General features: G+C 41.8%; 10 protein-coding genes and 1 riboswitch. Of the genes, 7 read left to right on the top strand and 3 right to left on the bottom strand.

Annotated features, from left to right (window positions below; translation table 11 throughout):
* The first annotated feature begins 77 nt into the window (after positions 1 to 77).
* Genes ACQKFG_RS17495 through argH form a run of 5 tightly spaced genes read left to right on the top strand, consistent with a single transcriptional unit; the run spans position 78 to position 6,739 of the window.
* Positions 78 to 1,304: an ROK family transcriptional regulator gene (locus tag ACQKFG_RS17495; protein ID WP_427561089.1), complete on the top strand. Its 1,227-nt coding sequence runs from the start codon at positions 78 to 80 to the stop codon at positions 1,302 to 1,304.
* On the top strand, positions 1,304 to 2,395 hold the full coding sequence (locus ACQKFG_RS17490; RefSeq protein ID WP_427561086.1) for an extracellular solute-binding protein: 1,092 nt from the start codon (positions 1,304 to 1,306) through the stop codon (positions 2,393 to 2,395). Before ACQKFG_RS17495 ends, ACQKFG_RS17490 begins: the two co-directional genes overlap by 1 nt.
* Positions 2,396 to 2,410: 15 nt before the next feature.
* Positions 2,411 to 3,523, top strand: coding sequence for an ABC transporter ATP-binding protein (locus ACQKFG_RS17485; protein ID WP_349729744.1), 1,113 nt, complete (start codon positions 2,411 to 2,413; stop codon positions 3,521 to 3,523).
* Positions 3,520 to 5,208: an ABC transporter permease gene (locus tag ACQKFG_RS17480; RefSeq protein ID WP_192207793.1), complete on the top strand. Its 1,689-nt coding sequence runs from the start codon at positions 3,520 to 3,522 to the stop codon at positions 5,206 to 5,208. The genes ACQKFG_RS17485 and ACQKFG_RS17480 overlap by 4 nt, the downstream gene beginning before the upstream one ends.
* Before the next feature lie 10 nt (positions 5,209 to 5,218).
* A complete protein-coding gene (argH, locus tag ACQKFG_RS17475) occupies positions 5,219 to 6,739 on the top strand; it encodes an argininosuccinate lyase (RefSeq protein WP_349729813.1) in 1,521 nt (506 codons plus the stop codon).
* A 621-nt stretch (positions 6,740 to 7,360) separates the two neighbouring features.
* On the opposite strand, the gene ACQKFG_RS17470 is transcribed toward argH, so the two are convergent.
* The 3 genes from ACQKFG_RS17470 to ACQKFG_RS17460 form a co-directional block, all read right to left on the bottom strand.
* A complete protein-coding gene (locus ACQKFG_RS17470; RefSeq protein ID WP_427561081.1) occupies positions 7,361 to 8,839 on the bottom strand; it encodes a sodium:solute symporter family protein in 1,479 nt (492 codons plus the stop codon).
* Positions 8,836 to 9,036: a DUF3311 domain-containing protein gene (locus ACQKFG_RS17465; RefSeq protein WP_048685209.1), complete on the bottom strand. Its 201-nt coding sequence runs from the start codon at positions 9,034 to 9,036 to the stop codon at positions 8,836 to 8,838. Before ACQKFG_RS17465 ends, ACQKFG_RS17470 begins: the two co-directional genes overlap by 4 nt.
* A gap of 286 nt (positions 9,037 to 9,322) precedes the next feature.
* The gene (locus ACQKFG_RS17460; RefSeq protein WP_427561078.1) at positions 9,323 to 10,666 is read right to left on the bottom strand and encodes an amino acid permease; all 1,344 of its coding nucleotides are present in this window, start codon (positions 10,664 to 10,666) and stop codon (positions 9,323 to 9,325) included.
* Between the two features lie 207 nt (positions 10,667 to 10,873).
* Positions 10,874 to 10,952, bottom strand: a riboswitch (glycine riboswitch).
* A 502-nt stretch (positions 10,953 to 11,454) separates the two neighbouring features.
* Here ACQKFG_RS17460 and ACQKFG_RS17455 point away from each other — a divergent pair.
* Positions 11,455 to 12,843 carry an amino acid permease gene (locus ACQKFG_RS17455; RefSeq protein ID WP_342615028.1) on the top strand — a complete coding sequence of 463 codons (1,389 nt, stop codon included), beginning with the start codon at positions 11,455 to 11,457 and terminating at the stop codon, positions 12,841 to 12,843.
* Between the two features lie 48 nt (positions 12,844 to 12,891).
* Positions 12,892 to 13,086 (top strand): hypothetical protein, encoded by a 195-nt coding sequence (locus ACQKFG_RS17450; protein ID WP_427561075.1) that lies wholly within the window; start codon positions 12,892 to 12,894, stop codon positions 13,084 to 13,086.
* Positions 13,087 to 13,222 lie beyond the last annotated feature (136 nt).

Raw genomic sequence — 13,222 nt, 5'->3', positions numbered from 1 at the left:
TGTACTGGATTTTTTTAAGTTATATTTTTACTTAATTAGGAAGAATTACTAACTAAATGATGTAAGGCCGTGATGTGATGAGTTTTAAAAGGACACCCAGTCATCAAAAATATGTCAATAAAAAAAGAATCATTCAATGCATCCAAGAATGTTCGCCCATTTCAAGAGCTGAAATTGCCGTTAAGCTTCAGCTAAGTAAACCGACTGTTTCTCTTGCTGTGGATGAACTTATACAGGAGAAATGGGTATTCGAGAAAGGAATAGGAGAGTCCTCCTCACAAGGAGGTAGAAGGCCTATCCAGCTCTTTTTTAATGAAAAGGCTGCCTATATCATTGGGGTCGATATAGGCGGGACGAAAGTGAAAATCATTTTAAGTGATTTAGGCGGCAACATCCTTGCCGACACTAGTTTTTCAACTAACACCTATTTACAATCAGGGCTTCTTAAACAAATGGCGATTGAAACGGAACGGTTAATTGCAAAGAATCAGATTACGAAAAGCAGGGTATTGGGGATGGGAGTCGGGATCCCTGGTATAACGCAAACGGCAAGCGGATTGGTAATAGAGGCACCGAGTTTAGGCTGGGTACAATATCCCTTCATAGCCGAAGCGAAACGGTATTTTGATTTCCCCATTTTTCTGGACAATGATGTAAACGCGGCTGCGCTAGGTGAACAGTGGCTGGGCAATGCCCAAAATAAGCGGAATTTACTGTTCATTGCGGTTGGTACGGGGATAGGGAGCGGCATCATCTTGAATAACCAGTTATACAGAGGAGCTTCCAGTGCAGCTGGGGAAATGGGATATATGGTAACGGACAAAGAGGATATGAAGCGTGAATTCAAGCCGGTTTTCCATAGATACGGCTATTTGGAAAGTGTCGCAGGAGGAAAGTCGATTGGCAGTCATTATACAAGGGAGGTTCTCAAGGATCCTCAGCATTCTTTATTCGAACGGGCCAAATCTTCCGAACTGTCGGGGGAGGATGCCTTTTTGTCAGCAAAAAAAGGAGACGCGACAGCCATTGCCGTCATAAATGAAGCCATCGAGCATTTGGCCTGCGGCATTGTCAATGCGGCCAGTTTACTAAATCCAGAGGTAATTATTTTAGGAGGTGGTGTTTTAAATTCATCTGAATACATTTTACCTAGAATTCGGGAAATCGTTGATCGATATCTTCCTAGTTTAGTAGAAATGAAAACTTCACAACTGGGAGAAAACGCAGGAGTACTTGGAGCGGTTTCCCTTGTCTTAAGGGAACATGATGGCATTTTGAATTTTCGTGATGAGGGGGAATATTAATGAAAAATAAGAAAAAGTCGCTTGTTTCAGTAATGGCTTTATCGGCAGCACTATTGATTTCGGGATGTAACGGTGCAGATACGAAAACGAATTCGGAAGCTGGCGGTGCCAAGGGAAAAAAAGGTGAGCTGGAAGATAAGATCGTTGTTTATTCACCGCATGGCAAAGATATTTTATCAAAATTCGAAAAACAGTTCGAAGATGAGTATGGTATTGATGTTGAGTGGCTTGATATGGGGTCTCAGGAAATCCTTGACCGCGTTCGATCAGAGAAAAGCAATCCGCAGGCAGACGTTTGGTGGGGGGCACCTTCCACGAACTTCAATCAAGCAAAGAGCGATGGGCTGCTGGCTGCTTATAAGCCTAGCTATTCCGATAGTCTTGATGAAGGATTCCGCGATCCGGAATGGTATTGGACGGGAACGAGCCAGACGCCGGAAGTCATCATGTATAACAGCAAAGAACTATCAAAAGACGAAGTGCCGAAAGATTGGGATGAACTGCTTGATCCAAAGTGGAAAGACGAAATCATCATTCGCTATCCGTTAGCCTCCGGAACGATGAGGACAATTTTTTCTGCGATGATCTATCGTACGTATAAGGATACGAATGATCCAAAAGAAGGGTATGACTGGTTAAAGAAGCTCGACCAAAACACAAAGGAATATTCAGCAAACCCGGAAATGATGTATAACAAGGTGGCCAAAGGAGAGGGCTCACTTTCCGTTTGGGCAATGCCGGATGTTGTCATGCTTAAGGAAAATAAAAATTATCCGTTTGAGTTTGTCATTCCAGAAAGCGGAACGCCAGTATTGACAGAAGGTATCGCCATCGTTGAAGGTGCCAAGCACCCCAAAGCGGCAGAAGCCTTTTATGAGTTTGTGAATTCACCGGAAGCCGCAAAAATTCTAGCAGATGAATTTTACAGGATTCCGACCAGAAATGATGTGAAGGATCTACCTGAATGGATCACGGAAACAGAAATTAAATCGATGGATATTGATTGGGATGCATTCGAAGAAAAAGGTGACGAGTGGATGAAATATTGGGACGAAAATATTAAAAGTGGAGATAAAGAAATTAAAGAATAAGGAAGTGTCGTTGGGATGGCGTCAATAAAAATAGAGAATGTCCAAAAAGCCTTCGGGAAAACGATAGCTGTCGACCATTTAAATCTGGAAATAAAAGAAGGGGAGTTTTTTACCTTTCTTGGTCCAAGTGGCTGCGGGAAAACGACAACGCTTCGGATGATTGCCGGTTTTTATTATCCGACAAAAGGTGTCGTCCGATTTGGCGACAAAGATATGACGCGTGTACCTCCGGAGAAAAGAAATACTGGCATGGTTTTTCAAAACTATGCCCTCTTTCCCCACATGACTGTTTTTGATAATGTAGCGTTTGGCTTGCGTGTAAGAAAAGTTTCTTCTGCTGACTTAAAGAGGAGAGTGCTGGATGCCCTCCAAAAGGTCAGGCTGGAGAGCTACTCGAATCGGCAAGTGAGCCAGTTAAGCGGAGGGCAGCAGCAGCGGGTGGCCCTTGCGAGAGCACTGGTCATTGAACCGGAAATATTACTGCTGGATGAGCCATTAAGTAATCTGGACGCCAAGCTTCGTGATGAAATGAGAGTGGAAATCTTAAGGCTGCAGCGTGATTATAAGATTACCACCATTTATGTCACACATGATCAGGCCGAGGCATTATCCATGAGTGATCGGATCGCTGTGTTCAATTATGGTGTATGTCACCAGGTCGGGACGCCGGCAGAAATTTATAATCAGCCGGCCAATGACTTTGTGGCGAGTTTTATAGGCGAGATTAATCTATTGCCCGTTCAGGTCGAAAACGTTCAACAAGAGAATGTAGTGGTTGCCCTTAAAAATAGTGAACAACCGATTAAATTGATTGTAGAAAATCAAGCTAGGGAAGGAATTTCAATCGTACAGACTGATGCTGATCTTGCTGTTTCGATTCGTCCTGAAGCAATCAGAATTCTGGATGCAGTCGAAGAAGGAACGAATATCTTTAAAGGTAAAATAGATTCCGTCCAATTCTTTGGATCTGTTGTGAATGTCATGGTGGATGTTCAAGACGTGTTACTAAGGGTTGACGTATTCAACACTCAGGATTTTGGATACTTTCATCAAGGAAAGGAAGTGTATGTCCAGCTTCCTGAGAAACAGCTGCGTCTTATCCCTATCATAAGCGGTGATGCTCCATGATTAAAAATCGTGATACGAGATTGACGATTTTGCTCCTTATACCAGTTGTTATGGTGCTCGTAGCGTATGTTCTCTACCCATCGTTGAGGACCTTTATCGAAAGTCTGCAAAAAGACGGAACGATGTCCCTTGGAAATTATCAGGACTTCTTCGTGCAGGAATCGAAAACGAACCTAGAGGCGCTATGGAATTCCGTTTATATATCCTTATTGAGTGTATTGGTCAGTGCCTTGATTGGCATTCCGCTTGCATTTATCTTTAACCGTTATGACTTTCCCGGCAGAAGCTTCTTTTCATCGGCAGCGATTTTGCCGATTGTCCTTCCATCATTGGTAGGGGTCATGGCTTTTATGTTTTTATATGGAGAATCGGGATTGATTCCGAATGCCATCAAGGATCTGTTTGGTCTCGATAAAGTTCCATTTAAAATTGGCGGGGTATCGGGAATCCTTATCGTGCATGCCTATACGATGTACGTCTATTTTTATATGACCGTATCCGCTGCAATCAATAAAATAGATCCATCCCTTGAAGAAGCTGCTTATAACTTAGGAGCTAATAAATTCAAGGTTTTTTGGAAGGTGACATTTCCATTATTGACACCTGCCATCGTTGCCGCTTCTTTACTTGTTTTCATGATATCAATGGCCTCATTCAGTGCCCCGTTTTTATTGGCTGGCGGATACAGGGTGTTGAGCCTGCAAATTTATTTTTCAAAAATAAATGGTGATATGGAAATTGCCGCTACTCAATCCGTCATTCTATCCATCGTTTCGATTTCATTTCTATTATTCATGCGTTGGTATCAGAATAGGAAAGATTATCGCATGGCTTCGAAAGGGATTGGGGCACACAGGAGCGAAGTGAAGAGCCCGATTATGAAATGGGTGATGGTCGTAACGGGCATCATTGGCGTAATTATTTTGCTATTACCGCACTTTACGATTCTTTTGCTTTCACTTGTGCCGGATGGAACCTGGACATTTCAAACGTATCCAACAGTATTTAATGTGGAAAATTACAGGCTTTTGTTTGAAGATCCTAATATCTTCAAACCGTTACGAAATAGCTTACTGATGGCGGTTATGGCAACGTTGGCAAATCTGGTGTTTGGGGTCATAGCGTCCTATGTGCTTGTCAAACGGAAATTCGTCGGGAAAAGTTTTGTCGATATTCTGGTCATGATTCCTTGGGCGTTGCCTGCAACGGTCATAGGGATGAACTTGATATTCGCATTCAATGAACCTAGCGTTTTTTCTTTCGGTCAAATATTGGTAGGAACATTTTGGATTTTGCCTCTTGCCTATTTCGTCAGACATATTCCACTCGTTGTCCGCTCGACTAACGCCGTTCTGGAGCAGCTCGATGATTCGATTGAAGAAGCGGCCAGAAACTTGGGGGCAAAGTGGTTTTATACCTTCAGAAAGGTAATTTTTCCGATTATTATGCCTGGAGTTTTATCAGGGACATTATTGGCATTTATCGAATCTGTGGGGGAATTCCCGACCTCGGTCCTGTTGTACACGATTTCAAACAGACCCATATCCATTGAAATCATGAATCAGCTTCGAATGTTCAATATGGGGCAGGCAGCTGCCTATGGGATGATTCAAATCACGCTGATTGTAATCGTTCTCTTTATTTCGAACAAGTTTTTTGGAATCAAAGCGGAAAAAGCTTTATAAATTTGGAGGTATAAAGATGAGCAGGATTGAAGATTTTATCAAAAATGAAGGTAGTGTCTTTCCCGGAAAAACCTATGCAGAAGAGCTTCTGATGCCTGTTTTTAATGATCAAAGAGATTACTTATTTCATGCAATGTTCGATATTCATCGGGCGCATGTCATCATGCTTTCGGAACAAAAGATCATTAAAGAAGAAGAGGCGAAAACCATGCTTGACGGGATTCGGAAAGTGGCCCAAACAGATCTCGAACAGTTGACCTATCAGCCCCAATTCGAAGACTTATTTTTCATGATGGAGGCAAAGATAGGTGAGGAAATCGGTCATGAACTTGCAGGGAAGATTCATATCGGCCGCAGTCGTAATGATATGGGAGTCGCGATGTACAGGCTTGTTTTGAGAGGCCATATGCTCCAGTTGATTGGCTATGCAAACCATTTGAGTGAGGCATTCCTGGTGCAGGCTGATAAACATACAGAAACCTATATAACTGGTTACACGCATACCCAACCGGCTCAGCCCACTACGATAGGACATTACTTTTTAGCCATTTATGATGTACTTCAAAGGGATATTGGCCGGTTATGGGCAGCCTATGAAACGGTTAACCAATCGCCTTTGGGCGCTGCCGCGTTAACGACCACCGGATTTCCAATCAGCAGGAACCGTACTGCAGAACTGCTTGGATTTGAATCGGTGATCGAGAATTCTTATGACTCGATAGGAGGGGCTGATTATTTATTGGAAACCGCAACGGCCATCATGACGTGCATGGTCAATACAGGGAGATGGATTCAAGATTTCCTGCAGCATGTGACAAGGGAGTTTGGTACATTTCATGTGGCGGATCCTTATGTTCAAGTGAGCAGCATCATGCCGCAAAAAAGAAATCCGGTTTCCATTGAACATTCCCGTTCGATTGCTAGCAGTGCATATGGTGATGCACTCGCTGCAATGAATATGATCCACAATACACCATTTGGTGATATCGTCGATACGGAAGATGATTTACAGCCGCATTTATATCGAGCTTTTTCGAATGCGGGGCGTGTCATGAAACTCATGTATGCCGTCATATCGACTTTGAAAGTAAATGAAGAACATACAAAGAAAATGGCCGCAAAATCCAGTATAACGGTTACTGAATTAGCGGATACCTTATCAAGAGATTACGAGATATCATTTAGAAAAGCTCATTCCATAGCCAGTCATATTGCAAAACGGTCGATAGGTGAAGGGAAGGAGCTTTATGATTGGGACACACAAGACATCAATAAGATCATCAATGAATTCGTTGCAGTGAATTTAACTGAAGACGAATGGAAAAAGATCATCTCTCCCGAATACTTTGTGGAAATTAGAAGCATTCAAGGCGGGCCCAGCCCGAAAGAGGTTACGAGGATGATCGTAAAAAGAAAACAAAAACTGGAGCAACAGTTGCACGAATATAAGGGAATCGTTGAAGCAATGAATGACGGCAGGATGGCTTTAATAGATTACGGAAGGTACGGGAAAGAAGGAAGTGAGTTTTAACGGGCATGAAATCCATGAGTAAAAGCCCGAACCTCTTAAAAAGAGTATTTTTTGTTGGCTTGGGGCTTGGACGCAATACGATGCATTTCACTGCGAAAGCTCATATTTTGTGATAAATAGTCATTCTTTATTAGGGTGACTATTTATTTTGGATTTTTTATTGCAACTGAGATATCCCTAGTGATAATGGATGTATATTATTTCCATTAATTATGCTATTATTTGTCTAATGCACAATATAAGGCGGAATGTTAATGTCAAATAGATCTCAGTTCGGTTTTATCCTGGTTTTAATAACCTTCGTAATATCGATTACTTTATGCTTTAACCCTAAATTATTAATACCTAAAGGATATGATTTAGCTATTGATGGTCTGGTAGTATCCAGAACCTTGATGATTATTTTTTCGTTGTATTTATTAGTTAAAATAGGGGATTTGTTTATAAACAAAAAAGATTAGTAGTTTATTATGGGACTTTGTCTTTTGGCTGCTATTAACTTTCTAAAATCACTCTTAAGAAAAAGGCATTATGACTTTGGATGCCGATAATAAGGAAGGCTCAGTCTTTTGACTGAGCCTTCAATGTTTATTTATCCAAAAAACCAGTTTCAAATTTGTTTCATATGTCGTTAATGGATTTAGGTTCCAACTGAACCGCGTGCTTTCTTAAAGCAAGACTTACCGAGATCATCACAATGAAATTGACCGCCAAAGCGATGATTCCCACATTCAAATCTTTCGCGGCTTGCGGCAAGGTTGGAAACAGGGTTCCTATTGTCGATTGACTGAGTGTAATGCAAATTACGATGGCCAATCCGGTGATGATGCCGGCGATTGCGCCATATTTATTGATGGGATTATTCTTTTTCAGACTAAAGAGCAGGGACGGGAATAGCTGTGTAATGAGACTGTATCCCATAAGAATTAATGCTGACATCGTTTCACCGCCGTTTAAGGTGAAGTAGACGGCTATAAGGGCAATGGCTGGAACAAGGAACTTTGCCAATCGTACAACGTGGCGATCGGATACTGCAGGTGCAAATTCCTTATAGACGTTTTTCGCGAGCAGTGTAGCGACGCTCATCAAAAGCATGGATCCCGGCACCAAGGCGGTCAACAATCCAGCTCCGCCGATTATGCCAATAAACCATGGATCAAAGGTCTCGATCGAAAGGCGCAGCAATGAGAGGTCTGCATCTGCCCCAACGAGTCCGGGCACTTTCAATATAGCTGTAAACCCAACGAAAAAGACGAATAACAGCATGAGCGTATATAAAGGGCTGATGATGGCATTTTTTCGAAATACCTTGCCGCTTCGTGCTGAAAAGACAGCGCTGAAAACTTGCGGCCACATATAGAAACCGAATACGAGCAATATTACCGTGGAGATAAACCATGATACGCTAAGTCCCTGGTCAGGGAACTTTAGAAAACCAGGCTTGGCCGCATCAATCGCTTCAAACATCGGCTGAAATCCGCCAAAGTAATGAATCGGCAGATAAATCCCCAAAAATCCTATTATGGCGACCATCATGATATCTTTAATGACCGCTGTCCAAACGGAACCATGTATACCGGAGATCATCACATAAATGGTAAGGCTGATCGCCCCCATCCAAACTGCCTCGGACATTGAGATGGCACCATAAGATGCTTCTGAGACAATGATTCCCAATCCTTTCAGCTGCACGACGATTACTGGAATCATCGAAACCACACCTACAAGTGCAGCCAAAATTCCTAAACTGGGACTCTTATATTTGCTCACAAAGAAATCGGATTGGGACATCAGTTTATTTTCTTTGGCATAATTCCATATTTCCGGAAGGAGCCAATAGGATAATACGTAAGACAAAGTAATGTAAATTAGAACATATAGAGCGGGTGCGCCCTTGCCATATGCCCAGCCGCTGCCGCCAAGGAAGGAGAAGGTCGTATAGATTTCACCGGCCATCAGCAGAAAGACGAAAATCGCACCAAAACCACGTCCGCCCACCGTCCATTGTTCCAAGTCCATATCTTTTCCTTTTGAAGAGCGTATCCCTAAAAATATCGATAGAAGTAAAAATGCTAAAATGATTAAGAGAGCAATATTCATTCCTGGTCACCTTCCCGATTCCTGGGATCCAGTTTATACATGATGCCCAATATGGCAGAGGTAAGGACCACCCACATAGCCATCCAGAACATATTGAAAGGCATCCCTAATACGTATGGTTCTATTTTATTAACAAAAGGTAGAAATCCTAGTATGCCTATAAAAGGAACTAGAGTAAGGATATATATAATCTTCATTAAACAAACCCCTCCGTTTTAAATAAGTGAAACGTCCATCAATGGGGTTTATTCTTCAAGGCCACTGATGGCTGGGTGAAGCAATCGGGAAGGAAAATTCATGCAAGACGGATTTCCCTTCTTTTAAAAAGGTCCGATGATATATAATAGCTTACACTATTTTGATATAAAATTTAATGCAATTAGCTGATATATTTTAGCAAAAACACGCCAATTGCCTATTCTTGATCTGTTTCATGGACGGATAAAGCCTTGAATTCGAATCGAATTCAAGGCTTTATTTCCTTTAGTTATATTTTTTCCGATAGTTATAGAGTATCACCAAGAGTATGAACCAGATTGGGGTCAAGAGCAGTGATAGTCGTGTAGCTTCAGCGAATAGCATAACAATAAGGATGAATAGGAATAATCCTAAAATGGCGTAATTGACAAAGGGTGTAAAAGGAGCCTTGAAAGTCGATTGAGCTCTTAGATCAGGCCTTGTTTTCGAATATTTAATATGGGAGATCAAGATGATGCTCCATACCCAAATGAAACAGATGGCACTGATGGTCGTCACCACGGTAAACGCCTGTTCCGGTATCAGCTTGCTCAATAATGCCCCTATTGATACAACGATGGTGGATGTTAATAAGGCATTGCTTGGAACAGCCTGTTTATTTAATTTTTCCAGTTTAGCAGGGGCTTCGCCATTCCTGCTTAACGTATAGAGTATCCGGCTTGTTGAAAATAAACCGCTGTTGCATGCAGAAGCAGCGGATGTCAACACGACGAAGTTGATGATTCCTGCAGCGACAGGAATGCCGATTAACGCAAAGACCTCTACAAATGGGCTGCTCGAGGCATCAAGTTGTGTCCATGGGTTGACACAGAGAATGACGAATAGGGCACCAACATAGAAAAGTAAAATCCGGACAGGGATTTTATTGATGGCAGAGGGAATGTTCTTTCTCGGGTTCGCCGTTTCCGCTGCGGAGACCCCGACCAATTCGACACCGACAAATGAGAATACGACCAACTGTAAAGATAATAGGAATCCGGAAATGCCATTGGGGAACATGCCCCCATGATTCCATAGGTTCGTTACGGAAACCGTTCCGGTATTGGTATTGAAGCCGATGATCAAAAGAATGGTTCCTACGATGATCAAGGTAATGATCGTGATTACTTTAATGATGGCAAACCAGAATTCCAATTCGCCAAATAACTTAACTGTCAATAGGTTCAATCCTAACAGAATGACTAGGCATATTAGAGCCGGAATCCATTGAGGGATATCGAACCAATATTGTATATAGACACCGACAGCTATGATATCGGCCATTGCGGTCATGATCCAACAGAACCAATATGTCCAACCTGTCACGAATCCAGCCCATGGACCGACATATTCGGTTGCAAATTCAGTGAATGATACATAACCCGCATTGGATAATAGCAATTCGCCCAGCGCCCTCATTACAAAAAACAAGGCAATCCCTATTATCAGATAGGAGAATATAATGGAAGGCCCAGCCAATTGTATGGCTTTTCCGGATCCTAAAAATAAACCGGTGCCAATGGTTCCTCCTATTGCAATCAGTTGTACATGCCGATTTTTTAAATCTCTTTTTAATTCCTGTTTAGCCAATTCTTGCGCCCCCGTTTTTTATAGTCTTGTTAGTGAATGATTTCAACCTGCATGGACTTGGAGAGAGGGGCGTGATTTTTTGCCCTCCTTGCCTATTCCAATGGTTTTCAAGAGTGTAGTTTTAAGTCCAATCACAAATTGGACAATAAAAAAAGAGATTGGATAATACCAATCTCTTAAAGGGTTCAGAATAACAATTCTATCATTCGTTACTCTTCTGTCCTTTTGCCTGAGATTGTGAATCCTTCGGCGCTGCATCTTGTACAGTCTCTCCAGAAGCTGCTCCTGCTATAGTGTCATCCATAGCATTCATCGCTTGCTTGTATGCGGTTGTGAAGAAATGTCTGTCAGTGTTAATCATCCACTGTTGGATCATTCATTATGCTTATAAAATAATATTGGAATTCTATCATCTATTTTTCGGTAGGTCAACAATTTTTTTGAAATGAAACAGGCATTATCTGCAGTTTAATGGTGGTGTGTATTAACTTAAGGTTTAAGCAGAAGTGATTGTTTTCTACTCTTTTTGAATTATCACTATTATAAGATACTGAACATCATTTTTTTGAAATGATATTTTTAAATTAAAAAGTCGACAAGATATTATTGGTAACTGTTTTTTTCAAAAATACAATTGTACTTTTACAGAATATTTACTATTATAAGATAAGAAAACATAATTGAAGTGTTATGTAATATTGATTACGATAAAGCATTTCTAATTAAAAGAGAGTGTTCGTGGCAAGGATGGAAAAGCATTACCGATATTGCATCTGGGGGAGTTAATCATGTCGAACAAGGAATTAAAGAGAGGGCTGGAATCAAGACATATTCAAATGATAGCTTTAGGCGGAACCATCGGGGTCGGGTTATTCATGGGTTCTGCGAGCACGATCAAATGGACCGGGCCCTCTGTTATGCTTGCTTATGCAATCGCAGGTATTTTTATATTTTTCATCATGCGTTCCATGGGTGAGATGCTATATTTAGAACCGACTACAGGTTCTTTTGCAACCTTTGCAAGTAGCTATATACATCCCTTGGCAGGTTATATGACTGCTTGGAGCAATTGGTTTCAATGGGTAATCGTCGGAATGTCCGAAATCATCGCGGTTGGGTTGTATATGAAATATTGGTTCCCGGAGTTACCTGCTTGGATACCAGGTGTGGTCGCCATGATCATCTTGGGGGCAGCAAACCTCATTTCCGTTAAATCCTTCGGGGAATTTGAATTTTGGTTTGCGCTAATAAAAATCATAACCATTATATTGATGATCATTGCCGGCCTTGGCCTTATCTTCTTTGGAATAGGGAATGGCGGGGATGCAATCGGATTATCGAATCTTTGGGCAAATGGCGGCTTCTTTACTGGAGGGTGGACAGGATTCTTCTTCGCTCTCTCCCTAGTCGTGGCTTCCTATCAAGGCGTTGAGCTTATCGGCATAACAGCCGGGGAAGCGAAAAATCCAACGAAGACCGTAACAAAAGCGATCCAAACAATCATATGGCGCATTTTAATTTTCTACATTGGTGCTATATTCGTCATCGTGACAGTATTCCCTTGGGATCAACTGGATGACCTAGGCAGTCCATTTGTTTCAACCTTTGCCAAAATAGGTATCACTGCTGCGGCAGGAATCATTAATTTTGTCGTAATCACCGCGGCAATGTCTGGATGCAACAGTGGGATTTTCAGTGCAGGACGTATGCTTTATACACTGGCATTGAATGGCCAGGCTCCGAAAGCCTTTGCTAAAGTATCTAAAAATGGAGTGCCGGCATATTGCACGATCGCTGTACTTTTGGGATTGGGCATCGGGGTTATCCTGAATTACCTTGCACCGCCGCAATTATTCCTTTATGTGTACAGTGCGAGTGTATTGCCCGGGATGATTCCATGGTTTGTCTTACTTATCAGTGAGCTTAAATTCAGAAAGGTGAATGCTGCTGAAATGGAGAAACATCCGTTCAAAATGCCTTTGGCCCCTTTCAGTAACTATGCGACAATTGCCTTTTTACTGATGGTGCTGGTCGGTATGTGGATCAATCCTAGCACAAGGATTTCCTTGGTTGTCGGGATCGTTTTCCTAGCCTTGGTCGCAGCAAGCTATTACATGCTGAAAATGGATAAGCGAACACCATTGGATGTTAAATCCGATGATGAGATTTCGGGATAAGATAACAAAAAGCCCTTCTCTTAATTCGAGAAGGGCTTTTTTTGTCTTTTGGGATCAATTGTGGAATTCATGAGTAAAACCGTCGAGTTCACGAGTAAAGCAGCGAAATTCACGAGTAAATGCGTTGAATTCACGAGTAAAACCGTTGAATTCACGAGTAAAACTGTTGAATTCACGAGTAAATGCGTTGAATTCACGAGTAAAACCGTTGAATTCACGAGTAAAGCTGGAATTCAAGAGTAAAACTGTTGAATTTACGAGTAAATCCGTTGAATTCACGAGTAAAGTAGCGGAATTCACGAGTAAAACCGTTGAGTTCACGAGTAAAGCTGGAATTCACGAGTAAAACCGTTGAATTCACGAGTAAAACTGTTGAATT

This window comes from Peribacillus sp. NPDC076916 (assembly GCF_050269675.1).
In the GTDB taxonomy this organism is placed as follows: Bacteria; Bacillota; Bacilli; order Bacillales; family DSM-1321; genus Peribacillus; species Peribacillus aracenensis.
This window is presented reverse-complemented; position numbering and strand designations above follow the sequence as displayed.

Bases quoted from the DNA above. Each gene is read 5' to 3' on its own strand.
- ACQKFG_RS17480 (WP_192207793.1), top strand. From the start codon at position 3,520: ATGATTAAAAATCGTGATACGAGATTGACGATTTTGCTCCTTATACCA.
- ACQKFG_RS17490 (WP_427561086.1), top strand. From the start codon at position 1,304: ATGAAAAATAAGAAAAAGTCGCTTGTTTCAGTAATGGCTTTATCGGCA.
- ACQKFG_RS17470 (WP_427561081.1), bottom strand. From the start codon at position 8,839: ATGAATATTGCTCTCTTAATCATTTTAGCATTTTTACTTCTATCGATA.
- ACQKFG_RS17485 (WP_349729744.1), top strand. From the start codon at position 2,411: ATGGCGTCAATAAAAATAGAGAATGTCCAAAAAGCCTTCGGGAAAACG.
- ACQKFG_RS17495 (WP_427561089.1), top strand. From the start codon at position 78: ATGAGTTTTAAAAGGACACCCAGTCATCAAAAATATGTCAATAAAAAA.
- ACQKFG_RS17455 (WP_342615028.1), top strand. From the start codon at position 11,455: ATGTCGAACAAGGAATTAAAGAGAGGGCTGGAATCAAGACATATTCAA.
- ACQKFG_RS17465 (WP_048685209.1), bottom strand. From the start codon at position 9,036: ATGAAGATTATATATATCCTTACTCTAGTTCCTTTTATAGGCATACTA.